This window comes from Bacillus sp. ISL-55 (genome assembly GCF_018613155.1).
Taxonomy (GTDB): domain Bacteria; phylum Bacillota; class Bacilli; order Bacillales; family Cytobacillaceae; genus Mesobacillus.
Window position 1 is genome coordinate 172,448 of sequence record NZ_JAGGQU010000001.1, and the last position, 25,002, is coordinate 197,449.

Genomic DNA, 25,002 nt, shown 5'->3' on the forward strand with positions numbered 1-25,002 from the left:
AGGGGATTCCTAATGCGATATAAATGGCCGCATTTTTAACATGCATATGTTATAGGCGAATATCACAAATACAGCAAGAATGCGTATACTGTTTTCAGAATGAGAGGTGAAATCTTTGGACCAACCGCTTCGGAAGAAAAACAACGGTCAAATCAGCATTGTTTTGAACGCACAGCAGAGAAAGACGTTGACAAAGGAATTGCCTGAGTCGCAGCTGGTTCCAAAGTCAATCCCGCAGGAGCACGCAGCTTTAAAAGAAATTGAGGAAGAGCTCGGCGCGCTTGTAGGCATGGAAGAAATGAAAAGGATGATCAAAGAGATTTATGCCTGGATTTATGTGAATAAGAAAAGGGAAGAAATGGGGCTTAAGGCTGGAAAACAGGCTCTGCATATGATGTTTAAGGGCAATCCGGGAACAGGTAAGACAACGGTTGCCAGGATTATCGGGAAGCTCTTCCTCAAAATGAATGTCCTTTCAAAAGGACATTTAATTGAAGCGGAGAGAGCTGACCTTGTTGGTGAATATATCGGGCATACCGCGCAAAAAACGCGAGATTTGATAAAAAAAGCAATGGGAGGCATCCTGTTCATTGATGAAGCCTATTCCCTCGGCCGTGGTGGAGAAAAGGATTTCGGCAAGGAAGCGATTGATACCCTCGTTAAACATATGGAGGATAAGCAGCATGAGTTTATCCTAATCCTTGCGGGGTATTCGCGGGAAATGGAATTTTTCCTGACTCTGAACCCTGGGCTTCATTCAAGGTTTCCGCTCGTCATTGATTTTCCCGATTATTCAATAGATCAGCTTATGGAAATCGGCCAGCGAATGCTGAAGGAAAGGGAATATAGTCTGAGCCACGAGGCTGAAAGGAAGTTGCGGGAGCACCTTGTGAATGTGAAATCAACACTCGGTGCCGCTGCATTTTCGAATGGGCGCTATGTTCGTAACGTGATTGAGAAATCCATCCGGGCACAGGCAATGCGGTTGTTAATGCAAAATCAATACGACCGGCATGAACTCATGACTCTCCGCAGCAATGACCTCGTTTTTTCAGATGATAAGGGGAAATAATGTCAGCAGCTTTGTTGACATTATTTTTTGCTTTTGTTAATATACCCATAAGGGTATAAAAACCAAACTACTGGGGGAATTTAGAATGAACGATATTACAGTTTACACTACAAATACTTGTCCATACTGCACCATGCTGAAGAACTTTCTCGATGATAAAGGGATCGCATATAAAGAAGTGAATGTACAGCAAGACCCAATCGCCGCACAAAGGCTGGTCAATGCAACTGGCCAAATGGGTGTGCCTCAGTCAAACGTAAACGGAAACTGGGTATTGGGCTTCGATCCTAATTCTGTTATGTCATTCTTAAAATAGTTCCAGAGGATTCCAGTAATACTGGAATCCTTATTTATTTTCCGTATAAATATAAATCCATTTACATCCTTCCAATCTGTTGGCGAAGAACCCTTTTGATTGACTTCCCAAATGTACTCAATCTCAACCGTTATTAGGGACCTCTTATTTAACATACTAGAGGCTTTAAATCACCCATTTTATAGTTTTTATTGGCTAGTGGGTTTGAAGATAATCAATAAGGGGTAAAACATTGGGGTTTCCTTAAAGATTTTTTGGCAAAACTAATCATTATTGTAAATGGGGAGCAAACAATTTATATAGATAAAAAAGGAGCTAGTTATCAATGGGGTATGAGTACAATCATGATATTGCAGGATACAATTTCGGCTGGGATGTAAATTCCGGAAAGTTCACGTTCGAGGGCGAAGACGCTGTGCTTTTTTGGATCTCTTCAGCTATGAAAACCTTTTTTGATACGATTGAAGAGATATCTGGGGAAGAGGCCTCAAACCTCGTATTTGAATCGACAGGATTTCGCCAGGGGCTAGTCGTAGGCCAATATTTTGAAAAAATGAAAGAAGTAAACGTAGCCGAAGCGGCTGCGATGATTACCAATACATATGCAACCGCTGGGTGGGGGTTGACGATTATAAAGGATTTGGACTTTGAAACGAAAACATTTACAGCAATTATGAAGGACAGCTGGGAGCATAAAGTGAATGTTGCCCAAGGAAAGCAAAAGGGTGGAAGTTTCCTGCCCGCACATTACGCTGGAGTTTTCTCGGGACTGTTCGGAACAAATATCTGGTATGAAATCAAGCAGCATCAGTTAGAAGGACATGAACACAGTGTGATTGAATACTTCCCTTCTGATGTCACAATCGCTGATAATATCCATCAGCTGGCACGAAAGAAAGAATCAGAACAAATCAGGAAACTCGAAGGGCTTGTTGAAGAAAAGACAGCTGAATTAAAAGAATTGGTCAATAAGCTTTCCTCTCCGATCATCCCGGTACTTGAGGGAATCGTCGTCGTTCCCCTGATTGGAAAATATGAGGAAGATAGGGCGGATCAGCTGATTGTAAATACACTTGATCGACTGCCATCCTATAAAGCCAGCTATCTCGTTCTCGATTTGACAGGCATGGATCAGGAAATCGGACCGCATGCCGTTAGTTTGATCGAGAAAATCGGATCAGCAGCAAGGCTAATCGGTACGAAAACAATACTGGTTGGGATTTCATCCACTCTTGGGATTGAAATCACCCAATCCAAGATCAACCTATCGAAATTCGATTGCTTCCAGACTCTTCAGCATGGCATCCATTATGCGATCGGGCAGATGGGAAGAAAGATTATATAAATAGAAAAAAACAGAGCTGATTCATGATGAATCAGCTCTGTTTTCTGCCAGGAAGTATAAGTTTCCACTTCGAGAATTGTCTAGCTCAAGTGCCTATCTCCTCGAGTCGCTTCGGCACAGTCCTTATTGTACTCCAAGCTTTCGGACTGGTAAGTGCCATTTGTAAGTATAAGACAGTACGCGGAGTGCGGTGATGACAGCGAATAGTCCATAGAGTTCGACAGCTTGATTAGCCATTCCAAGGCCGATGACAAGTCCGGCAAGAACGGCCCACACTGCATAGATTTCTGCCTTCAATACTAATGGCTTTCTGCCAGCGAGCAGATCGCGGATTATTCCGCCGCCGCTTCCGGTTAACACAGCTGCAACAATGATGGCGCTTAATGGATGGCCCATATTAGATGCGTAGATCGCTCCCTGGATCGCGAAGGCAGCAAGCCCGATGGCATCGAAAAAGTTGCCCCAGCGCTGCCAATGTTTTAATAGATTGCCAGGAAATAAGAAAACGATGGTGATTGACATCAAAGCCAGATTAAAAAATATGCCCTGTTCCCATAATGCTGAGACGGGTACGCCGATTAGCAGGTTACGGATAGCCCCGCCGCCAAATGCTGTGACGATTCCTAATATATAAACTCCGAAGATATCATATTCCTCTTCCATTGCAATAAACGCACCGCTGATCGCGAATGCTACTGTTCCAATCATGCTGAGTACTTCCCATGTCATCATGTTTTTCTCCTCTTGTTAAAATGATGCCTGAATACTAAAATAATTAAATGAAAACATATTGATTTTATCATGTTTATTTCAATTTACAACGATTTTTACCCCGACTTTCAAAATTTTTGTTTGGTGCTTTATTTTGGTATGATGTCTTTAGCTATATATATGGAAAGAAGGGTGTTATTTGGAACAGGAAAACGTATTTGAAAAAGTGATTCTTGTTGGCTGCCAGACGACTGAAGAAGATCTTCGGTTTCAATATTCAATGGAGGAACTTGAATCACTTACGGAAACGGCAAAGGGAAATGTCCTTATGCAGGTTGTCCAAAAGCGGCCTAAAGTTCATCCTGCTACATACATTGGCAAAGGAAAGGTGGAAGAGCTTCAGACACTAGAGGAGGAGCTCGAGCCGGACTTAATCATCTTCAATGATGAACTGTCGCCAAGCCAAAACCGCAATCTTTCTGCCAACTTAAAGGCCAGGGTTATCGACCGCACGCAGCTGATTCTCGATATTTTCGCTCAAAGGGCTCGGTCCAAAGAAGGAAAACTTCAGGTTGAGCTTGCTCAGCTCCAGTACCTGCTGCCTCGGCTTGGCGGAAAAGGGATTGAGATGTCTCGTCTTGGTGCTGGAATCGGAACAAGAGGGCCTGGTGAAACGAAGCTGGAGTCCGACCGCCGTCATATCCGAAAACGAATTGACGATATCAAAACTCAATTGTCAGTAATCGTTCAGCACCGTGACCGCTACAGGGAACGCCGGAAGAAGAACAAGACGTTCCAGATTGCGCTAGTCGGTTACACAAATGCAGGAAAGTCGACGCTGTTTAACCGGTTGACAGAAGCAGAGTCCTTTGAAGAAAATCAGTTATTCGCTACGCTTGATCCTATGACAAGGAAGGCGATTTTACCAAGCGGCTTTACGGCTCTCTTGACAGATACGGTCGGATTCATCCAGGACTTGCCGACAACATTAATCGCTGCTTTCCGTTCGACACTGGAGGAAGTCCGGGAGGCAGATTTGCTTCTGCATGTAGTGGACATGTCGAATGAAGATTATTTTTCACATGAACAGACCGTCAATAAATTGCTTGAGGACCTTGAAGTCCACCACATCCCGCAGATTACCGTTTATAACAAACGAGATATCGCACACCAGGATTTTGTGCCAAATGCCAAAAATGAAACGGCTTTTATAAGCGCGTTCAGTGAGGAAGACCGCAGGAATCTCCTTTTAAAAATCGAACAGTCAATCATTGGGATGATGGAGCCATTTCATGTCCTTGTGCCCTCCGATGAGGGGAAACTGCTGGCACAGCTGAAAAATGAGACCATTCTTCGTGAACTTGCTTTTGATGAAGAAAAGCAAGGCTATGTCTGCAAGGGATACTCGCTGGCAGACCATTATATTACCGGCCAGCTGAAACTATTTTCGATTTAAATTGATTCTAACAAAATCTTTATGACAACAGCCTTTTATACAGATAGGAGAGCAACATGTTTACACAATTAAAAAACGGGCAGATGCTGCAGTCGCTTGTCAGCGAAATTGAGCAGCAAATCGCCGGGGTACACAAGAAAATTGATGAACGTATTGATTTAAACCAATTCAGGGTATTGCAGAGTTTCCAGAAGCATCGTGTGAGTGATTCTCATTTCATCCCGACCACTGGCTATGGATACGACGATGCTGGCAGAGAAACACTCGAGAAAATATACGCCGAGGTGTTTGGAGCTGAAGCCGGACTGGTTCGCCCGCAAATCATCTCCGGAACTCATGCTATTTCTATTTCGCTATTTGGAATTCTCCGGCCTGGAGATGAGCTGTTATACATCACTGGTAAACCTTATGACACTCTTGAAGAAATTGTCGGGATACGCGGTACCGGAAATGGATCATTGAAGGAATTTGGAATTTCCTACAATACGGTCCACCTTACGGAAAAGGGAGAAATCGATTGGAGTGCGGTCGAAAAAACAATCAAGCCTGAAACAAAAATGATCGGAATCCAGCGCTCAAAAGGTTATGCAACGAGGCCATCTTTCACTGTTGAGCAAATTGGCGAAATGATCAAATTTGTTAAGGAGATCAAGCCAGACGTCGTTGTGTTTGTTGATAACTGTTATGGTGAGTTTGTTGAGGAACTTGAACCCTGCCATGTTGGCGCTGATTTGATGGCTGGCTCTTTGATTAAAAATCCTGGCGGCGGTATTGCCAAAACAGGCGGGTACATCGTTGGCAAGGAACAATATGTGGAGTCATGTTCCTACCGGATGACATCCCCGGGAATTGGGGCAGAGGCCGGAGCTTCATTATATTCATTGCAGGAAATGTACCAGGGATTCTTCATGGCACCACATATTGTCGCGCAGGCCTTGAAGGGTGCCGTTTTCACAGCCGCAATGCTGGACCGTTTAGGGATGAACTCATCCCCTAAATGGAATGCGGAACGGACTGATCTAATCCAGGCAGTCCAATTCGATGACCGGGATAAAATGGTTGCTTTTTGCCAGGCGATTCAGTATGCTTCGCCAATCAATTCCCATGTAACGGCACATCCTGCTTATATGCCGGGATATGAGGATGATGTAATTATGGCTGCTGGTACATTCATCCAGGGAGCGAGTATTGAATTAACAGCTGATGGACCAATCAGACCTCCATATGTCGCGTATGTACAGGGTGGTTTAACATATTCCCATGTGAAGATGGCTGTTTGCATTGCAATCGATTCTTTAATCGAAAAAGGTTTAATTCATATAAAATAGGTAAATATACAACAGGACGCTTGCTAAATAAGTCCTGTTCTTTTTTTATGATTTTTCATGTCAGATAATCTAACATATGTTTGACAACAAAACTTACATTGAATATAATGAGAGTATCTTAAAAGGAAGGAGGAGAAATCATCATGGGCGGAAGTGATATTCGCCGGAATATGCCGCTCTTTAGCATTGGGATTGTCATGCAGCTGACAGATTTGACTGCCAGGCAAATCCGATACTATGAAGAGCATGAATTGATTTCTCCGGCAAGAACAGAGGGCAATAAACGACTCTTTTCCTTAAACGATATTGATAAGCTCCTCGAGATCAAAGATTTGATCGACCAGGGAGTAAACATGGCAGGCATCAAGCAAATTTTTAATGTTAAACAACAGACAGCCATTAGTGCTGCTGAGAAAAAACAAGCTGAAAAAACGAGACGGGAATTATCTGATGCAGATCTGCGTAAATTGCTTCGCAAGGAACTACAGCAGGCAGGACGCTTTAACCGATCTGGCAACCATGGAGACATGTCGAGATTTTTTCATTAGTAATCCAAATTTCTATCATTTAAATTCTAGGAGGAACTTTAACAATGGCTAAGACGTTTACAAGAGAAGACATTATTCGCTTATCAAAAGAAGAAAATGTAAAATTCATTCGTTTGCAGTTCACAGACATTCTAGGAACAATCAAGAACGTTGAAATTCCAATCAGCCAGCTTGAAAAAGCGCTTGATAATAAGATGATGTTTGACGGTTCTTCAATTGAAGGCTTCGTTCGTATCGAAGAATCTGATATGTACCTGATCCCTGATTTGGATACATGGGTAATCTTCCCTTGGACAGCTGAAAAAGGTAAGGTTGCACGTTTGATCTGTGATATTAAAAATTCTGATGGCACACCTTTTGCAGGTGATCCACGCGGTAACCTTAAGCGTGTCCTGAAGGAAATGGAAGAGCTGGGTTTCACTAACTTCAACCTTGGACCAGAACCGGAATTCTTCCTGTTCAAGCTCGATGTGAACGGTGAGCCAACACTTGAATTGAATGACAACGGCGGTTACTTTGACCTTGCGCCAACAGACCTTGGTGAAAACTGCCGCCGCGATATCGTGCTTGAACTAGAAGAAATGGGCTTCGAGATTGAAGCGTCCCACCACGAGGTTGCTCCTGGACAGCACGAAATCGACTTCAAATATGCTGATGCATTGACAGCTTGTGACCAGATCCAGACATTCAAGCTAGTTGTTAAAACTATTGCACGCAAACACGGTCTGCACGCAACATTCATGCCGAAGCCATTGTTCGGCGTAAATGGATCTGGAATGCACTGCAACATGTCATTGTTCCGCAACGGCGAAAACTCATTCTATGATCCATCCGATAAAAAGCTTGAGCTAAGCGAAACTGCGTACCAGTTCATCGCTGGAACGCTTAAGCACGCATCTGGATTCACAGCTGTAACAAACCCAACTGTTAACTCTTATAAGCGTCTCGTTCCTGGTTATGAAGCACCTTGCTACGTTGCATGGTCTGCAAAGAACCGTTCACCATTGATCCGTATCCCTGCTTCACGCGGCTTGAGCACACGTGTTGAAGTCCGCAGCGTTGACCCTGCAGCAAACCCATACCTTGCAATGGCAGTATTGCTTGCAGCAGGTCTTGATGGAATCAAGAACAAATTGACTCCTCCTGCATCAGTAGACCGCAACATCTACGTGATGAACAAGGAAGAACGTGTGGAAGAAGGAATCGATGACCTGCCACCAACATTGGCAGCAGCTCTAGACCAGCTGAAAAAGAATGAAGTAATCAGCGCAGCTCTTGGCGACCATATCCTCGAACACTTCGTCGAAGCAAAAGAGATTGAATGGGATATGTTCCGCACTCAGGTTCACCCATGGGAGCGCGAACAGTACATGAGCATGTATTAATCGGAAGAAATGGCCTCTTGATTAAACTCAAGAGGTCTTTTTTTATGGTAATTTCAGTCCTGAATCATAGAAAAAGGCCCAGAAATATGGAAATGTCACTTCGAAATCATCGGTAATCAAGTCACTGTAGTGCTCAATCACCACGTTTTTGGCCTTTTCACTACGGAATCAATAATAATCACTACGAAATCAGAAGTAATCACTACATTGCCATTCCTTATCCCTGCGGAAAACTCTAGAATCACTACGTTTTCATTCCTTATCAATACGGAAAACTCCAGAATCACTGCGTTTTCATTCCTTCTCCCTACGGAAAACACCAAAATCACTACTTTTAACATCTCCAATCAGAAAAATCCTCAATAAATATTAAAATTTTCAGAAAAATAATTGACTTTTTCCTATATACACGTTATCTTTGTTTTAAAATATATAACACATTTATTGTGTTACGGTAATATAACGTTATATAAATAAAATTTTATGTAATACAGGGGGCGGAATCTTGATTTTACATGAAATCGAAACAAGTAGTCGTGAGTCCATAGAAGAAATTCAACTACAAAGACTCAAGACAGTAGTTAAGAGAGTCGCTCAAAGGGTGCCATTTTACAAGAAGAAGTTTGAAAGCGCCAATTTTTCTCCTGAGATGCTAACTAGTCTTGAAAATTTGGAAGCGCTTCCTTTTACAGAGAAGCAGGATTTGCGGGATCATTATCCATTCGGATTGTTCGCTGTTCCCCAAAGTGAATTGGTCAGGGTACACGCTTCATCAGGGACGAGTGGCAAGCCGACGGTGGTTGGCTATACACAAAATGATATTGAAATGTGGGGAGAGATTGTCGCCAGGGCGATTGCTCTTGGCGGTGGTGAACCAGGGAGTTTCCTCCATAATGCCTATGGCTATGGACTTTTCACAGGTGGTTTGGGACTGCATTACGGAAGTGAACAGCTTGGGATGGTCACAGTACCGGTTTCCGGAGGGAACACCCAGAGACAAATCATGTTAATTGAAGATTTTAAACCGCAAGTCATATGCGGGACCCCTTCTTACATTTTGAATATCGCCGAAACAATGGAGGAAATGGGCAAGGATCCACGCAATACTTCATTGAAATACGGTATTTTCGGGGCGGAACCCTGGTCCGAGGAAATGAGGAAGACACTCGAAGAAAAGCTGGGAATAAAGGCATGCGATATTTACGGGCTGAGCGAAGTGATCGGTCCAGGTGTCGCAAGTGAATGTCACGAAGCGCAGGCCGGGCTCCATGTTGCCGAGGATCATTTTTATGTTGAAGTCATAGATCCTGAAACGTTAAAACCTGTTCCTGAAGGTGAAGAGGGGGAACTGGTTTTCACCAGCCTCACGAAGGAAGCATTTCCGGTCATTCGCTACCGGACAGGGGATATCGCTTCTCTTACGAAGGAAAAATGCAGCTGCGGACGGACGACGGTGAGAATGTCCCGAGTCAAAGGACGAATCGATGACATGCTGATTATCAATGGAGTCAATGTGTTTCCGTCTCAGATTGAACATTGTCTGCTGGCGGTGCCTGAACTTGCCCCGCATTACCAGATTCAAATTTTACAGAAGCGCACGTTAAAGGTTCTTGAACTGCATGTTGAGATGAATGAGGAATATTTCAATCTGATCGGCGAGGATCCGATCTCAGACGCTGTTTACGAGCTGGAACAGGGGATCCAAGCGCTGTTAAAAAGCCAGTGCCTAGTTTCGATGGAAGTGCGTGTGCACCGGCCAAAAACAATCCCGCGCTCTGAAGGCAAGGCAGTAAGAATTATTGATAAAACAAAGGAACCAATAGGAACTTAAACCTAAGGAGGAAAACAGCATGGAAAACACAATTTCCTTCGACCAGCTGACCGAAGAAGCTAAATACGAGCACTTCATGAAGCGAATCGAAGCTGGCGATAAAATCGAGGCAGAAGACTGGATGCCGGATGACTATCGAATGACCCTGATCAAGCTAATATCAATGCATGGCATCAGTGAGATCATGGGCGCGCTCCCAGAAAAGGAGTGGGTGCCTAAGGCTCCTTCTTTGAAAAGAAAGCTGGGAATAATGGCCAAGGTGCAGGATGAGATGGGGCACGGGCAACTGCTGTTAAGAGTGGCGGAGGATTTGATGAAGCCGCTCGGAAAGTCACGCGAGAACATCATTCAGGATTTGCTATCCGGCGACTTGAAATTCCACAATGTCTTCCACATGGAAGCAAAAACATGGGGAGATGCCGGGTTGATCGGCTGGCTTGTCGATGGTGCAGCCATTATATCCCAGACCAATATGCTGGATGCTTCATATGGACCATACGCAAGAGCGTTGAAGCGGATCTGTGCCGAAGAGGTTTTCCACGCCCAGCATGGCGAGGCGATCATCATGGCGCTTGCAGAAGGAACAGACGAGCAGAAAGCGATGATCCAGGATTCATTAGACCGCTGGTGGGAAGCGCTTCTTATGTTTTTCGGTCCTGCAGATGCGTCAACGACTGGAACTTCGAAACAAGACACAACCATCAAATACAGGATCAGAACGAAAACGAATGAGGAGCTCCGCCAGGATTTTTTCACGAAATACATTCCTAGGGTCCTGTCACTCGGCCTGAAGCTGCCGGATGAAACAATGCATTTTGAACAGGAGTCAGGCATGTGGCAATACAAGCAGCCAGATTGGAGCAAGTTCAAACAAATCATCAAGAACAATGGCCCTAAATCAAAGGACCGGTTAAGGCTAAGGGAGATTTCCTACAGTAACAACAAGTGGGTCATCGACGCACTGGGCGTTAAAGCATAAGCTTCAGGGGACAGTTGTCGGAATACCACAGGAAAGGAGAGAAAATCATGTCTGGGAATGGTTTTTATCAGGAATTTGAAGTATTCAGCAAAAGGACGGTCACTTCGCCTATGCAGTACCAGTTCTCATTGCTGGCACCGAACCATGAGCTGGCCCTAGTGATGGCACAGGAAAATTTCATGCGACGCGAACCGGTTGCGGATATCTGGGTCGTCAAGCGTGACGATATCAGGAAAATGTCGCTTGAAGAGCGCCAAACATTGCAAAGGCTCGATAACAAAGATTATCGCAATACAAAAGGCTATGGCTATTTGAAAAAGAAATGGCGCCACTATGAGCAGGAAATGCTGGATGAAAAAGAGATCTTGTCTTGGGGAGGGAAGCAGGAGAAATGAAATATGAACTTGAAGATGCCTTGAAAAATGAAGCCCTTCGCGACGCTGCAGCTGAGCTCCTGTTCCAGCTGGCGGATGATGATTTCATAATCGCCTACCGAGGTTCCGAGTGGCTTGGTCTCGCTCCTCATATTGAAGAGGATGTCGCTTTTTCCTCAATCAGCCAGGATACAATGGGCCACGCAGCGATGTTCTATCAGCTTCTAAGCGACCTGGGAGCCGGTGATCCAGACCAACTCGCACATGCAAGGCCAGCTGCAGAACGAAAGAATGCGATTTTACTAGAAAAAGTGAACGGTCCGGGTACGTATTTGACTGAGCCGCATTATGACTGGGCATTCGCGGTCGTGAGAAACTATTTTTACGCGCAGGCCAAGAAAGTGAAAATGGAATCACTGAAGAATTCATCATACCAGCCATTGGCGGAGTCAGCAGTCAAAGTCAATATGGAACTATACTACCATCTATTGCACTGGAAGACATGGTTTTCCCAGCTTGTGAGTGCCGGGGGAGAAGCGAGGACCAGGATGGAAGCCGCTATGGAGAAGGTTTTTGATGAACTTGAAGGGCTGTTCTCCATGGGAAGCCATGCAGAAGAATTCACAAAGCATAATTTGATAGATTCAGAGGATGCTTTGAGAACGAAATGGCTGCAAATGATGTCGCCTGTTTTTGAATCCCTGGGCCTCAAGATGCCGGATGAATTCGGGATGATCAGTGGAAATGGAAGAAATGGCGAGCATACATCCGATTTGCAGACTGCTCTTGATACATTAGGCGAAGTCTACAACTTCGATCCTGCAGCGAGCTGGTGATCCTTGATGCTGAGAGATAAAATCATCGAAGCATTGCAAACTGTCAAAGACCCTGAGATTGACAGTGTATCGATTATCGAACTGGGTATGCTTGAGGATCTCGAAATCCATCAGGATGGCGTCTTGATAAAGCTTTTGCCGACTTTCATGGGCTGCCCTGCGCTAGATATCATCAAAAACAATGTGGTCAAAGCAGTATCATCCATTGACGAAGTTGAAAAAGTCGAAGTTAAATTTGTTTTTCATCCGCCATGGACATCAGATCGAGTGACGGATTTGGGCAGGGAAAAGCTGAAGGAATTCGGAATTGCTCCCCCGCCAAGGCATATTGCCGAAACTGGCGAGTGGCAGGCCGATTGCCCATACTGTGCGTCCACCTATACGACGATGGAAAACCTCTTTGGACCGACGGCTTGTCGCAGCATTCTTTACTGCAAGTCGTGCAAAAACCCATTCGAGGCAATGAAACCAGTATCAACTATGATGTGACGCCAGAGTCGAAAAAAGAAACTTTGGTGTCATATCATTTGATTAATAGCTTCAAGAAGCAAAGCATATATTCTATTTGGTCTATAAATTAGGCAAAGAAAAGGGAGAGATTTTTAATGGTAAAACTAATCGCAATTTACAAGCATCCACAGGACAAAGAGGCATTTGACAAGCATTATTTTGAAACGCACGCTCCGTTGACTGCAAAAATTCCTGGTCTTCGCAAAATGGAAGTGACACGCATCGTCGGCAGCCCAATGGGTGGAGAAGGCAAATATTATCTTATGTGCGAAATGTACTATGACGACCATGAAGCATTAAAAGCCGGCATGAAATCTGCTGAAGGCAGAGCTTCTGGAAAGGATGTTATGAGCTTTGCGGGTGATCTGGTCACAATGATGATCGGTGAAGAAGTGAATGAATAAAAATTATGAAATGATCGAAACGTCTGTAAAAGGCCAAGTCGGATTAATCGAGCTGAATCGCCCGAAGGTCCTGAATGCCCTGAACAGGCAAATGGTTTCTGAGGTGCTTTCGGCTATGGAAGCATACGACCAGGACGCTGACATAAAAGTGATCGTCCTCGCAGGCAAGGGCAGAGCATTTGCTGCTGGTGCTGATATCGATGAAATGATGGACGCTGATGCGATCTCGATGGAAACGTTGAACCAGTTCACCGACTGGGACCGGCTTGCCTGGATCAAGAAGCCGGTGATTGGGGCTGTACACGGGTTCGCTCTTGGCGGTGCTTTTGAATTGGCACTTAGCTGCGATATGCTGTTCGCTGCCGAAAATGCGGAGTTCGGGTTCCCTGAAGTCAATCTTGGCGTCATGCCGGGAGCAGGGGGTACACAAAGGCTGACAAAGCTCGTTGGGAAAACAAAGGCGATGGAATGGATTCTTAGCGGCAAACGAATTTCTGCAAAAGAAGCATTGCATCATGGAATCATCAATTCGACTTTTGCCGAGGAAGTGCTGATGGAGGAAACGCTGAAATTCGCGGACACAATAGCAGGTCAGGCTCCGGTAGCAGTAAGGCTTATTAAGGAATCGGTTTTGAAAGCGGTTGATTATCCTTTATATGAAGGAATGCAATATGAGCGCAAAAATTTCTACATGCTTTTTGCGACAGAAGACCAGAAGGAAGGCATGAGAGCTTTCAAAGAAAAACGAAAGCCCGATTTTAAAGGGAAATAAGGGGGTACATAGCTGTGTTTGAAACCGTTTTGTATGAAGTGCGTAATCAGGTAGCCTATATCACCCTGAACCGTCCCGATAAGTTGAATGCCTTCACTCAGCAGTTGAACAGGGAGATTCAGACAGCTATCAAGTCTGCATCCCGTGATAAAGAGGTAAGAGCACTGGTGATCACAGGGGCAGGCCGGGCATTTTGTTCAGGCGAGGATTTGGCAGGAGTTTCAGATGAAATGGACCATGGCGAAGTACTTCGCAATCGCTATAACCCGATGCTGCTGGAACTTGATCGTTGTGAAAAGCCAGTGATTGCTGCGGTCAATGGAGTGGCGGCTGGTGCTGGGATGAGTCTTGCGCTTGCCTGTGATTTCCGGATTGCCTCGGAGAAAGCAAGTTTCGTAGAAGCATTTATCCATGTTGGTCTTGTGCCGGATGCCGGCAATCTATATTACCTTCCACGGCTTATCGGCCACGCGAAAGCGATGGAGCTTGCCGTTTTTGGGGAGAAAATATCTGCTGATAAAGCAAAGGACCTTGGCCTTGTCACTGAAGTCTACTCATTGGACAACTGGAACGATCATGTCGCTGCATTTGCCGAAAGACTTGCCAAGATGCCAACAAAGGCAATCGGGCTGATCAAAAGGAACCTGAAGGCAAGCTGGCATTCCAATCTTGAAGACTATCTGGAGAGGGATGCACAGAGCCAGCGTATTGCCGGGCAGACTGCCGACCATAAGGAAGGCGTCCAGGCGTTCATGGAAAAAAGAAAACCGGTTTTCAAGGGTGAATAAATTCGATCAATTAATCTATTAAAAGGAGATGTTACGCGTGACAACAGTAAAAGAGCAAAAATTCGAAGCAATGGCAGTAAAACGCGAGACATATCAGCTAATCATCAATGGAGTTCGCCAGGACAGCGTCAATGGTGAAACCTATAAGGTTTACAATCCAGCGACAGGCGAAGAAGTTGCAAATGTGGCGAAGGCCTCAAAAGAAGACGCAGAGCTTGCAGTACAGGCGGCAAGAAATGCATTCGATTTCGGGAAGTGGCGTCATTTCCCTGTGAACAAGCGCTCCCGCACACTGAATAAAATCGCTTCAATCATGCGCTCCCGTTTCAATGAGCTTGTAGAGCTGGAGATTCTTGACACAGGTAAATCACTCGCTGCAGCACAGGGACAGGTAATGCAGGCGATCGAGGACTTTGAATTTTACGCAGGAGCCATTGTCAGCCACCGCGGTGCAGTGAACAGCATGCCCGGTGCATTCCAGAATATCACCGAAAAAGAGCCTGTCGGCGTTTGTGCCCAGATCATCCCTTGGAACTATCCAATGATGATGGCAGCTTGGAAAATCGCCCCGGCAATCGCAGTCGGCTGCTCCGTTATTGTAAAACCTGCTTCATTAACACCGTTGACTGCCATTGTCCTTGGTGAGATTTGTATTGAAGCAGGCGTTCCGGAAGGCGTAGTGAATGTCATTCCTGGCTCAGGTTCTGTGGTGGGCAACTATCTTGTTGAACATGAAAAAGTCGACAAAGTTGCGTTCACAGGATCTACGCCAATCGGCAAGGATATCATGGCGAGGGCTTCCCAAACGCTAAAGCGTGTGACGCTTGAGCTTGGCGGAAAGTCACCGAGCATCGTTTTTGAAGATGCGGATGTTGATGCTGCAGTAGCGGGCTCTCTATTCGGGATTTTCTACAATACAGGACAATCATGCGAAGCGCGTTCTCGTTTGTATGTACATGAGGATGTATACGATGAGTTCATCGAGAAATTCGTCGCAAAAACAAAGCAGCTTAAGCTTGGCAACCCATTTGATAAAGAAACGCATGTTGGTGCTGTCATCAGCCAGGACCAAATGAATGTCATCGACGGTTATGTAAAATCAGCTGTTGCTGACGGAGCACAAGTTTTAACAGGCGGAAAGGCTGCTAACCTGGAAGGCTATGAAAATGGCTACTGGTATGAGCCAACCATCATCGCCGAAACAGACCACAGCATGAAAGCTGTAAAAGAAGAAATTTTCGGACCAGTTGTCGTGGTCATGAAGTTCAAGGATGAAAAAGAAGCTGTAAAACTAGCGAATGACAGTGAATATGGACTGGGATCTGCCATCTGGACGAAGGACTACGGTCGTGCTACGAGAGTTTCCAAGTTGATCCAGGCAGGTATCGTCATGATCAACTGTCCATTCTCAGCTTTCCCTGGCACACCATTCGGAGGATATAAGCAATCTGGATTCGGCCGTGAACTCTGCATCGAAACACTAGATTTATATACAGAAACTAAGAGTATCGTCTCTTATTACGGCAGCCGCCCGCTTAACCCGTTTAACGTATAAAAAAGAGGCGAGCACTCCTCGATTCGGGTGCTCGCCTTTCAATGTTTATTACAGGAGGTTTATATAATGAAGAAACTCGTCGTAACCGGTTCAGGCGTCATGGGCCGAGGAATTGCCTATGTCAGCTGCCTGGGCGGTTTTGATACTGTACTGATTGATGTCGATGAAAAACAACTACGCAACGCCGAACAGGAAATCAACAACATTTTTGAAAAAGGGATCGCCAGAGGAAAAGTGTCGTTAGATGAGGCGGAGTCTGCAAAAGCCAGTCTAAGGTATTCTAATTTCCTTGCTGAGAACGTTAAGGATGCTGACTTAGTCATTGAAGCGGTTCCTGAAAAAATAGATATCAAGAAAGCGATATTTGAAGTGATTGACCAGCATGCACCCGAACATTGCCTGTTTGCGTCCAATACTTCGACAATGAGCCCTACTGAAATTGCCTCTTTTACCAAGCGTCCTGAGAAGGTCATCGCCATGCATTTCTTTAATCCTGTCCACAAAATGCCGCTTGTTGAGATCATTCGCGGACTGGAAACGAGCGATGAAACCTCTGAAGCTGTCCAAAAGGCCGCAATCCAGATGGGCAAGGAAACCGTCATCGTCAATGAATTCCCGGGTTTTGTCACAAGTCGAATCAGCGCGCTAGTCGGCAATGAAGCCTTTTACATGCTGCAGGAGGGATTAGGCAGTCCTGAGGATATCGACAAGGCAATTAAGTTAGGTCTGAATTATCCGATGGGTCCATTCGAGCTGGGTGATCTTGTTGGACTGGATACACGCTTGAACAATTTGAAGTACCTTCATGAGAAACTCGGTGAAAAATACCGCCCGGCACCATTGCTTGAGCAATACGTTAAAGCTGGCCGTCTTGGCAGAAAGACCGGGCGCGGTGTGTACGATTATAGAGAGTCTGTCACAACTAAATAAAGGGGGATGAAGATGAAGGAAGTTGTAATTGTCGATGCAGTCAGGACACCAATTGGTAGGTACAATGGCAGCCTTCGCCATATCCGCCCGGATGATCTGGGTGCGGTTGTCATCAAGGCGTTGGTCGAGCGCAATCCAGACGTTCCTGCAGCTGAAATTGAAGAAGTAGTTTTGGGTAATGCGAACCAGGCAGGTGAAGATAATCGAAATGTCGCAAGAATGTCATCCCTCTTGGCTGGACTGCCAGTCGAGGTTGCCGGTACAACAATCAACCGTTTGTGCGGATCCGGACTTGACGCCGTCAACTATGCGGCGAGGGCGATTTTGGCTGGAGAAGGTGACATCTTCATTGCCGGCGGTACTGAAAGCATGACACGGGCGCCGTTTGTGATGGCAAAGCCAGAAAAAGACTTTCCGCGCGGCAATATGGAAATGTTCGATACAACCATCGGCTGGCGTTTTGTGAACAGCAAGCTGAAGGAAATGTACGGTACGGACAGCATGCCTGAGACAGCAGAGAACGTGGCTAAAAAGTATAGCATCTCCCGTGAAGCTCAGGACGAGTTTGCAGCAGAAAGCCAGCTTCGCGCCAAAAAGGCAATGGAAGCCGGTCGTTTTGAAAACGAGATCGTTCCAGTTGTTTACGAAGATAAAAAAGGTAATAAGACAGTGATTGATACTGACGAACATCCACGCCCAGGCACGACAGCCGAAAAGCTGGCAAACCTGAAACCATTATTCAAGGACGGCACAGTGACAGCAGGAAATGCTTCGGGAGTCAATGACGGTGCATCCGCACTGCTGCTGATGAGCCGGGAAAAAGCGGAGGAGCTTGGCTTGAAGCCGCTGGCAAAATATATTGTGTCAGCGACAGCAGGATTGGAACCTTCCATCATGGGAATGGGTCCTGTTTATGCAGTTCAAAAGGCGTTAAAGCGTGCAAATCTCTCTGTTGGAGATATTGACTTGATTGAATTGAACGAGGCGTTCGCAGCCCAATCACTAGGATGCATCCAGGAATTGGGGCTGGACCAATCCAGGGTCAATGTAAACGGCGGGGCCATTGCGTTCGGCCATCCGCTCGGTGCAAGCGGTGCGCGAATTTTGACGACCCTTTTATATGAAATGAAAAAACGGGATTCCAAGTACGGACTTGCGACGATGTGTGTAGGTGTCGGCCAGGGAATCGCCACGATTATCGAGAATATAGGAGAGAGATAAATGAACAACATCAAATTCCAGAAAGAGCAGCATATCGCATATGTGACGATTGACCGTCCAGAGTCATTGAACTGCTTTAATTTTGAGACACTGGTGGAGCTTGGTGACCTGGTAGATAAACTGCATACTGATTCTGATGTAAGAGTGGTCATTTTTACAGGCGCTGGAGAGAAAGCATTCAGTGCCGGGGCAGATTTAAAAGAAAGGAAGCATCTTACTGAGGAAGAAGTGCGCCGTAACGTGAAAAAGATTCGCGATGTTTTCAGCGCGATTGCCGAGCTGCCGCAGCCGACGATTGCCGCTGTTAATGGATTCGCCTTTGGCGGTGGATTCGAATTGATGTTGGCTTGTGATTTTAAAATTGCTGCAGATACAGCCTTGATGGGCATGACAGAGGTGAGCTGGGGCATCATTCCTGGTGCAGGCGGCACACAGCGGTTATCGAGGCTTGTTGGTGAGATGAAGGCGAAAGAACTGATTTTTACAGCAAGGAAGATTTCTGCTGAGAAGGCTTTTGAGCTTGGAATACTTACGGCGGTTACATCGAAAGAGGAAGTCATGGCTTCCTGCAAGGAACTGGCCGAGGAAATCCTCCAGAATGCACCGATTGCCGTGAGACAGGCGAAGTATGCGATCCAGCATGGAAGCAGTACAGACCTGCAGACAGGTCTGGCCATCGAATCGAAAGCGTATGAGATAACAATACCTACAAAAGACCGTGTTGAAGCATTGAACGCATTCAGTGAAAAACGCAAGCCAGTTTTCACTGCGCAATAATCCATAGGGAGAAATCCCTATGGTTTTTTCGCTTTTAAGCAAATTGTTTTTGCAAAATAATGATAATACTGTAAAATATTTTATAACGGTTTTATTACGTACAACAAAAACGGATGAGGATGACACAAGCTTGAATACAAGATCAATGATTTTTACCTTATACGGTGACTATATCTCCCATTATGGAAGCAAGATTTGGATTGGCAGCCTGATCCGGCTGCTGAATGAATTCGGCCACAATGACCAGTCAGTAAGAGCGGCGATTTCGCGCATGAACAAACAGGGCTGGGTGCAGGCAGAAAAAATCGGTAATAAGAGCTATTACTCCCTGACGCCGCGAGGCCAAAAGAGGATTGATGAGGCAGGAAAGCGTATTTTCAAATTGAAGCCTGAAGACTGGGACGGAAAGTGGAGAATCCTAATGTATACGATTCCCGAGGAAATCCGCAATGTCCGTGACGAGCTGCGCAAGGAATTAATCTGGAGCGGCTTCGGGTCGATGTCGAACAGCTTCTGGATTTCAGCCAATAATCTCGAGAGACAGGTAAGGGACCTGATCGAGAAATATGAAATCGAAGAATATGTCGATTTCTTTGTAGCCGAATACAAAGGCCCGCATGAAAATCAGCGCCTTGTTGAGAAAAGCTGGGACCTAGGCGAGATTAACGCGAAATATCAGGATTTTATTAGTGAATACAGTCAGAAATACATCATTGATAAAAACAAGATCCAGAAGGGCAGCATGACTGACGCCGAATGCTTCGTCGAGCGCACGAAACTGGTGCATGAATACAGGAAGTTCCTCTTCTTTGACCCAGGACTTCCTGAAGAACTTTTACCTGAAAAATGGCTGGGCAGCCATGCCGCCGCATTGTTCAGCGAATACTACAAAGAACTCGCAGAACCAGCATCCCGTTTCTTTGAGTCCGTCTTCAAAGAAGGAAATGAAATCAAGCATAAAGACGTGGACTATAACGTTATGGACCACCCGTATATCTTAGAATAGCATCAAGCCATCCTTGCACCGCCTTGGGTGGCTTTCTTGCATCAACTTATAGGAGAGATTGGTGCTGGGCAACTTAATTTTAAGTGAGGAGTCCTGTGTTCAGACAGGTTTGGAGGAAGAAGGGGAAAAGCTGTCTGAAGTAGCCTCAAGTTCGGACAGGTTTAGCGGTGAAACAGGAAAAGCTGTCCGAAGTAGCCCCGAGTTCGGACAGGTTTTGAGGCAGAAGGAGAAAAGCTGTCTGAAGTAGCCCTGAGTTCGGACAGGTTTAGAGGAAGAAGGAGAAAAGCTGTCTGAAGTAGCCGTGAGTTCGGACAGGTTTAGCGGTGAAACAGGAAAAGCTGTCTGAAGTAGCCCTGAGTTCGGACAGGTTTTGAGGGAGAAGGAGAAAAGCTGTCTGAAGTAGCCTCAAGTTCGGACAGGTTTGGAGGAAGAAGGGGAAAAGCTGTCTGAAGTAACCCCGAGTTCGGACAGGTTTTGAGGGAGAAGGAGAAAAGCTGTCTGAAGTAGCCTCAAGTTCGAACAGGTTTGAAGGAAGAAGGGGAAAAGCTGTCAGAAGTAGCCCCGAGTTCGGACAGGTTTTAGAGGAAGAAGAGGAAAAGCTGTCTGAAGTAGCCCCGAGTTCGGACAGGTTTTGAGGGAGAAGGAGAAAAGCTGTCTGAAGTAGCCTCAAGTTCGGACAGGTTTGGAGGAAGAAGGGGAAAAGCTGTCTGAAGTAGCCCCGAGTTCGGACAGGTTTTGAGGGAGAAGGAGAAAAGCTGTCTGAAGTAGCCTCAAGTTCGGACAGGTTTGAAGGAAGAAGGGGAAAAGCTGTCTGAAGTAGCTCCGAGTTCGGACAGGTTTTGAGGGAGAAGGAGAAAAGCTGTCTGAAGTAGCCCTGAGTTCGGACAGGTTTGCAGTGGAAAGGGAAAAAGCTGTCCGAAGGCGAGCGGGCCTCGCACTTGCGGGAGTAGACTTGATTTTGCAAAATTAGTTTTCCTAGGAGTTTGCTGCAGAGGAAGCGATATTGAATTCCTTATCACAGGCTGAAACCACTAAAGTGAGAAAAGGCAGAGCGGTAGAGGCGTATCCTTTTTGCAGGCAATTTTAAATAAAATATGATAAGTTTAAAAAAACAAACCTTGGAAGGAGAGATACATATGCGAGACAAAGAGACTTTGAAGCAGGAGATTCTTGACGCTTTCCATTTTAGGCATGCAACAAAGGAGTTTGATCCAAGCAAAAAAATTCCAGAGGAAGACTTCCGTTTTATCCTGGAGACAGGCCAGTTATCACCGAGTTCTTTTGGTTTTGAACCTTGGCGCTTTCTAGTTGTCCAGAGTGAAGAGCTTCGCGAAAAAGTTAAAAATACCGCATGGGGAGCGTTTGGCAAGCTTCCGGAAGCAAGCCATTTTGTGATTATCCTTGCGAGGACTAAAGTCGATACAAAATATGACTCTGAATATTTGCAGGATCATTTTAAAAATAAGAAGAAAATGCCAGAGGAATTCATGGCGAATTACCTCAAGCGCATCAAGGAATTCCAGAAGTCTGACTTTAAATTGCTTGAAGGTGACCGTCCGCAGTTTGATTGGGCCTGTAAGCAGACTTATATCGTTTTGGCGAATATGATGACGGCGGCAGCACAAATTGGCATTGATTCATGTCCGATTGAAGGCTTCAATTCCGAAAATATGAACAAACTTCTGGCAGATGAGGGATTGCTGGAGGATGGCCATTTCGGAATTTCCGTCATGTGTGCGTTTGGCTATCGTGTTAAAGAGCCTAATCCAAAAACAAGAAGACCATTGGATGATATCGTTAAATGGGTTTAGTGCAGCCTCTATTAAAGCAAGAGAGCCAGGCAGACGCCTGGCTCTCATTTTATTTGATATCTTTTAAAGTTTCGCAGTATTCCTTGCCCTTTTGAACATATGTATCGATTGATAGTTGAATCAGCTCCAGATCCTTATCGCCGATTTCCCTTACGACTTTCCCCGGAGCTCCGACAACTAAAGACCGCGGTGGTATTTTTTTGCCCGCAGGAATCAAAGTATTGGCCCCAATGATGCATTCTTCACCGATTTCGGCTCCATCAAGGATCGTCGAGCCCATGCCAATAATGCATCTTTTCTTGATGGTACATCCATGCAGGATCGCATTGTGGCCGACGGTGACCTCATCTTCAATGACGAGCGGAGAGCCCTCATATAAATGGCAAGTTACGTTATCCTGTATACTGCAGCTTTCTCCTATGGTAATTGTATCTTCATCCCCGCGTAAAACTGCATTGAACCACACGCTGGAATTTTTGCCGATTTTCACATCACCGATGATGTAGCTTCCAGGTGCCTGGAAAACAGATTCATCAACCAAAGGTTTTTTATCTAAATAACTTAGAATCAATGAAAAATCCCCCTTTTCAATTGTCATAATTTTAGAACTAGTATAACATTAATTTAACGAAGGGGGAATTTTTGTGAATGGAATTACTTCTGTTCTGGGCATAAAATATCCAATCATTCAGGGTGGAATGGGGAATATCAGCAATGCCATTTTAACAGCGGCTGTTTCCGAAGCGGGCGGCCTGGGCACAATAGGTGCTGGAACGATGTCTGCTGAAGAAGTGGAGCAAATTATTCTTGAAACAAAGTCGAGGACATCAAAGCCTTTTTCTGTGAATGTGGCCTTGAGTGTATCACCGAATGTGGTGGAGATCCTCCGCCTGGCTGTCAAACATAAGGTTTATGCAGTAACTTTATCAGCAGGTAATCCTGCGCCTTTCATTCCTAAGCTAAAAGAGGCTGGAATCAAGATTATTACTGTTGTAGCATCTGTAAAACAAGCCCAAAAAGCCGAAGCTGCAGGTTCTGATATTTTAGTGGCTGAGGGATATGAAGCAGCAGGGATTAACTCGAACCTGGAAACGACGACATTGGCGCTGATTCCTCAGATTGTCGCCCGGGTAAACATACCGGTTGTTGCGGCAGGGGGAATTGGGGATGGAAAGGGTCTTGCAGCCATGCTTGCACTTGGAGCGAGCGGCGTACAGATGGGTACGAGGTTCATCGCTACAAAGGAAGCTCCGTTCCATGAAAACTATAAGCAAAAGCTTTTGCAGGCAAGCGACCATGAAACAGTTATAGTCGGCAGGTCTGTTGGAAGAATCCGCAGGCTGATGAATACCTCTTATGCAGGAAAACTGCTGGAAGCTGAAAAGCAGGGAATTACTGTAGAAGAGTTTGCTGAACTGACGACAGAGGATATACATAAAAAAGGTGCGCTGGAAGGAAGCGAAGAAAACGGATTTATGAATGGAGGCCAGGTATCCGGACTCGTTTCTGATATCCCGACCGTCCAGGAATTATTGGATCGAATGGTAAAGGAAGCGAAAGAACGCCTGAGAATCGCAACACTTTTATTATAGATTTTTCGAAGCATGCTTCAAATAGGAGCATGCTTTTTTATATTATTGTTTTTTTAATCGGAATTAAATTCAGAATCTTTTAAAAGAAAAAAACATTAGAACCTTATAAATACTGAGTTTTACAGTCGCTTTCGTGCATAAAAGCGAAAAAGTTTTATTATTTTTAAAAAATGTCTTGATAGTTTGCTAAAGTGATGGTTTAATAATTAAAAATCATAACATACTAAATTTTCGGAATTTTATTGACTTTAATTTATAGCTGGTGTTAATATAACGTTATATTTACGGTGTCTATAGTGGATATCATACTTTTTGGAATCGCTTTCAAAGACTTTGAAGCTTTTTACCCAACTAAGAGCAGACAAGTTGAAATTGGTGCGTTCCGGCTGCCTGCTAGTTAAATATCTACATAGTTTTATTGCCGGTTATAAATAATCAAGGGGGATTTTTATGAAAAAATCAGTGAAAGCTATTTCTCTTGTCCTGGCTAGTGCATTGCTTTTAGCAGGATGCGGAGGAAATGAAGCATCAAACGGTTCATCTGACAAAAAGCAATACAAGATTGGCTTGACTCAATTCGCGGAACATCCATCGCTTGATGCCGCAACTGAAGGCTTCAAGAAAGCTCTTGAGGACAAAGGATTCAAAGAGGGAGACAATGTAAAGTATGACTTCCAGAACGCACAGGCAGACATGAATAATACGGCAAGCATCGCGAACAATTTTGTAGGTGACAAAGTCGACCTCATTTTCGCTAACGCTACACCGAGCGCTGTTGCGGCACTTAATGCAACAAAGAATATTCCAATCATTTTCACTTCGGTGACAGACCCTGTCGGAGCAGGACTTGTTGAAGCATTCGATAAACCTGGCGACAACATCACAGGTACTACTGATAACCATCCAGATGCTACAAAAAAGACGATTGACTTTATGACGAATGAAGTTGGTGCAAAGAAGATCGGCGTGATCTATAATGCTGGTGAACAAAACTCAGAGGTCCAGTTGAAGGAAGTAAAGAAGCTTGCTGAAGCGAATGGCGCCAAGGTGGTAGAAGCATCAATCTCGACGTCGGCTGAAGTAAAGCAGGCAGCTGAATCACTGGTTGGACGTGTGGATGCCATCTATGTTCCTACTGATAACACGGTCGTTTCAGCACTTGAATCTGTCATTTCTGTAGCTAATGAAAAAAAGATCCCGTTATTTGTTGGCGAGCTAGATTCCATGAAGCGTGGAGCAGTTGCAGCTAGTGGCTTCAACTACTACGACATTGGTTACCAGTCAGGCTTGATGGCTGCGGAAATTTTATCAGGCAACAAAAAAGCCTCTGAAATCCCGGTTGAGCTTCCTGAATCATTGACACTGACAATCAACAAAAAGGCCGCTGAGGAACAGGGCGTTGAAGTCAAGGAAGAGTGGGGAGAGGACGCAGAGTTTTACGAAGAATAAGAGAAA

General features: G+C 45.1%; 25 protein-coding genes. 23 read left to right on the forward strand and 2 right to left on the reverse strand.

Annotation, left to right across the window (positions count from 1 at the left end; translation table 11 throughout):
* Positions 1-115 precede the first annotated feature (115 nt).
* The 3 genes from spoVK to J7E32_RS00835 all read left to right on the forward strand — a co-directional run bounded on the left by spoVK (position 116) and on the right by J7E32_RS00835 (position 2,733).
* Positions 116-1,072 carry a stage V sporulation protein K gene (gene spoVK / locus J7E32_RS00825; protein ID WP_214902221.1) on the forward strand — a complete coding sequence of 319 codons (957 nt, stop codon included), beginning with the start codon at positions 116-118 and terminating at the stop codon, positions 1,070-1,072.
* An 85-nt stretch (positions 1,073-1,157) separates the two neighbouring features.
* Positions 1,158-1,388 carry a glutaredoxin family protein gene (locus tag J7E32_RS00830; protein ID WP_041966636.1) on the forward strand — a complete coding sequence of 77 codons (231 nt, stop codon included), beginning with the start codon at positions 1,158-1,160 and terminating at the stop codon, positions 1,386-1,388.
* Between the two features lie 325 nt (positions 1,389-1,713).
* Positions 1,714-2,733: an STAS domain-containing protein gene (locus J7E32_RS00835; protein WP_214902223.1), complete on the forward strand. Its 1,020-nt coding sequence runs from the start codon at positions 1,714-1,716 to the stop codon at positions 2,731-2,733.
* Between the two features lie 123 nt (positions 2,734-2,856).
* Here the strand turns inward: J7E32_RS00835 and J7E32_RS00840 are convergent, their stop codons facing one another.
* Positions 2,857-3,462 carry a trimeric intracellular cation channel family protein gene (locus J7E32_RS00840; protein ID WP_214902604.1) on the reverse strand — a complete coding sequence of 202 codons (606 nt, stop codon included), beginning with the start codon at positions 3,460-3,462 and terminating at the stop codon, positions 2,857-2,859.
* Between the two features lie 181 nt (positions 3,463-3,643).
* Between J7E32_RS00840 and hflX the strand changes: the two genes are divergently transcribed.
* The 18 genes from hflX (at position 3,644) to J7E32_RS00930 (ending at position 21,955) form a co-directional block, all read left to right on the forward strand.
* On the forward strand, positions 3,644-4,900 hold the full coding sequence (hflX, locus tag J7E32_RS00845; protein ID WP_214902225.1) for a GTPase HflX: 1,257 nt from the start codon (positions 3,644-3,646) through the stop codon (positions 4,898-4,900).
* A 56-nt stretch (positions 4,901-4,956) separates the two neighbouring features.
* Positions 4,957-6,228, forward strand: a complete 1,272-nt coding sequence (locus tag J7E32_RS00850; RefSeq protein ID WP_214902227.1) for a methionine gamma-lyase family protein — start codon at positions 4,957-4,959, stop codon at positions 6,226-6,228.
* A 143-nt stretch (positions 6,229-6,371) separates the two neighbouring features.
* Positions 6,372-6,776 carry a MerR family transcriptional regulator gene (locus J7E32_RS00855; protein ID WP_214902230.1) on the forward strand — a complete coding sequence of 135 codons (405 nt, stop codon included), beginning with the start codon at positions 6,372-6,374 and terminating at the stop codon, positions 6,774-6,776.
* Between the two features lie 44 nt (positions 6,777-6,820).
* Complete coding sequence (gene glnA, locus J7E32_RS00860) at positions 6,821-8,161, forward strand: type I glutamate--ammonia ligase (RefSeq protein WP_214902233.1); 1,341 nt, start codon at positions 6,821-6,823, stop codon at positions 8,159-8,161.
* Between the two features lie 505 nt (positions 8,162-8,666).
* Positions 8,667-9,992: a phenylacetate--CoA ligase family protein gene (locus J7E32_RS00865; RefSeq protein ID WP_214902236.1), complete on the forward strand. Its 1,326-nt coding sequence runs from the start codon at positions 8,667-8,669 to the stop codon at positions 9,990-9,992.
* A gap of 19 nt (positions 9,993-10,011) precedes the next feature.
* On the forward strand, positions 10,012-10,971 hold the full coding sequence (paaA, locus tag J7E32_RS00870) for a 1,2-phenylacetyl-CoA epoxidase subunit PaaA (RefSeq protein WP_214902238.1): 960 nt from the start codon (positions 10,012-10,014) through the stop codon (positions 10,969-10,971).
* 47 nt (positions 10,972-11,018) lie between these two features.
* Positions 11,019-11,366 (forward strand): 1,2-phenylacetyl-CoA epoxidase subunit PaaB, encoded by a 348-nt coding sequence (gene paaB / locus J7E32_RS00875; protein ID WP_214902240.1) that lies wholly within the window; start codon positions 11,019-11,021, stop codon positions 11,364-11,366.
* Positions 11,363-12,181, forward strand: coding sequence for a 1,2-phenylacetyl-CoA epoxidase subunit PaaC (gene paaC, locus J7E32_RS00880; RefSeq protein WP_214902243.1), 819 nt, complete (start codon positions 11,363-11,365; stop codon positions 12,179-12,181). The genes paaB and paaC overlap by 4 nt, the downstream gene beginning before the upstream one ends.
* A gap of 6 nt (positions 12,182-12,187) precedes the next feature.
* Positions 12,188-12,670 (forward strand): 1,2-phenylacetyl-CoA epoxidase subunit PaaD, encoded by a 483-nt coding sequence (gene paaD, locus J7E32_RS00885; RefSeq protein WP_214902246.1) that lies wholly within the window; start codon positions 12,188-12,190, stop codon positions 12,668-12,670.
* Positions 12,671-12,786: 116 nt separating this feature from the next.
* Entirely contained in the window at positions 12,787-13,095 is a 309-nt protein-coding gene (locus tag J7E32_RS00890) for an EthD family reductase (protein WP_192473315.1), read from the forward strand.
* On the forward strand, positions 13,088-13,867 hold the full coding sequence (locus J7E32_RS00895) for an enoyl-CoA hydratase-related protein (protein ID WP_214902249.1): 780 nt from the start codon (positions 13,088-13,090) through the stop codon (positions 13,865-13,867). Before J7E32_RS00890 ends, J7E32_RS00895 begins: the two co-directional genes overlap by 8 nt.
* A 14-nt stretch (positions 13,868-13,881) precedes the next feature.
* Positions 13,882-14,655 carry an enoyl-CoA hydratase-related protein gene (locus J7E32_RS00900; protein WP_214902251.1) on the forward strand — a complete coding sequence of 258 codons (774 nt, stop codon included), beginning with the start codon at positions 13,882-13,884 and terminating at the stop codon, positions 14,653-14,655.
* Positions 14,656-14,692: 37 nt separating this feature from the next.
* A complete protein-coding gene (locus J7E32_RS00905) occupies positions 14,693-16,210 on the forward strand; it encodes an aldehyde dehydrogenase family protein (RefSeq protein WP_214902253.1) in 1,518 nt (505 codons plus the stop codon).
* A gap of 66 nt (positions 16,211-16,276) precedes the next feature.
* Entirely contained in the window at positions 16,277-17,140 is an 864-nt protein-coding gene (locus J7E32_RS00910) for a 3-hydroxyacyl-CoA dehydrogenase (protein WP_286182547.1), read from the forward strand.
* Positions 17,141-17,152: 12 nt separating this feature from the next.
* The gene (gene pcaF / locus J7E32_RS00915) at positions 17,153-18,361 is read left to right on the forward strand and encodes a 3-oxoadipyl-CoA thiolase (protein ID WP_214902255.1); all 1,209 of its coding nucleotides are present in this window, start codon (positions 17,153-17,155) and stop codon (positions 18,359-18,361) included.
* Positions 18,362-19,138: an enoyl-CoA hydratase-related protein gene (locus tag J7E32_RS00920; RefSeq protein ID WP_214902256.1), complete on the forward strand. Its 777-nt coding sequence runs from the start codon at positions 18,362-18,364 to the stop codon at positions 19,136-19,138.
* Between the two features lie 130 nt (positions 19,139-19,268).
* Entirely contained in the window at positions 19,269-20,144 is an 876-nt protein-coding gene (gene paaX, locus J7E32_RS00925; RefSeq protein ID WP_214902258.1) for a phenylacetic acid degradation operon negative regulatory protein PaaX, read from the forward strand.
* A gap of 1,136 nt (positions 20,145-21,280) precedes the next feature.
* Positions 21,281-21,955, forward strand: coding sequence for an NAD(P)H-dependent oxidoreductase (locus tag J7E32_RS00930; protein ID WP_214902260.1), 675 nt, complete (start codon positions 21,281-21,283; stop codon positions 21,953-21,955).
* Between the two features lie 49 nt (positions 21,956-22,004).
* On the opposite strand, the gene J7E32_RS00935 is transcribed toward J7E32_RS00930, so the two are convergent.
* A complete protein-coding gene (locus J7E32_RS00935) occupies positions 22,005-22,526 on the reverse strand; it encodes a gamma carbonic anhydrase family protein (RefSeq protein WP_286182550.1) in 522 nt (173 codons plus the stop codon).
* Positions 22,527-22,599: 73 nt separating this feature from the next.
* Between J7E32_RS00935 and J7E32_RS00940 the strand changes: the two genes are divergently transcribed.
* Both J7E32_RS00940 and J7E32_RS00945 read left to right on the forward strand, forming a co-directional pair.
* Positions 22,600-23,547 (forward strand): NAD(P)H-dependent flavin oxidoreductase, encoded by a 948-nt coding sequence (locus J7E32_RS00940; protein WP_214902265.1) that lies wholly within the window; start codon positions 22,600-22,602, stop codon positions 23,545-23,547.
* Positions 23,548-23,997: 450 nt separating this feature from the next.
* Positions 23,998-24,996, forward strand: a complete 999-nt coding sequence (locus J7E32_RS00945) for an ABC transporter substrate-binding protein (RefSeq protein ID WP_214902278.1) — start codon at positions 23,998-24,000, stop codon at positions 24,994-24,996.
* Positions 24,997-25,002 lie beyond the last annotated feature (6 nt).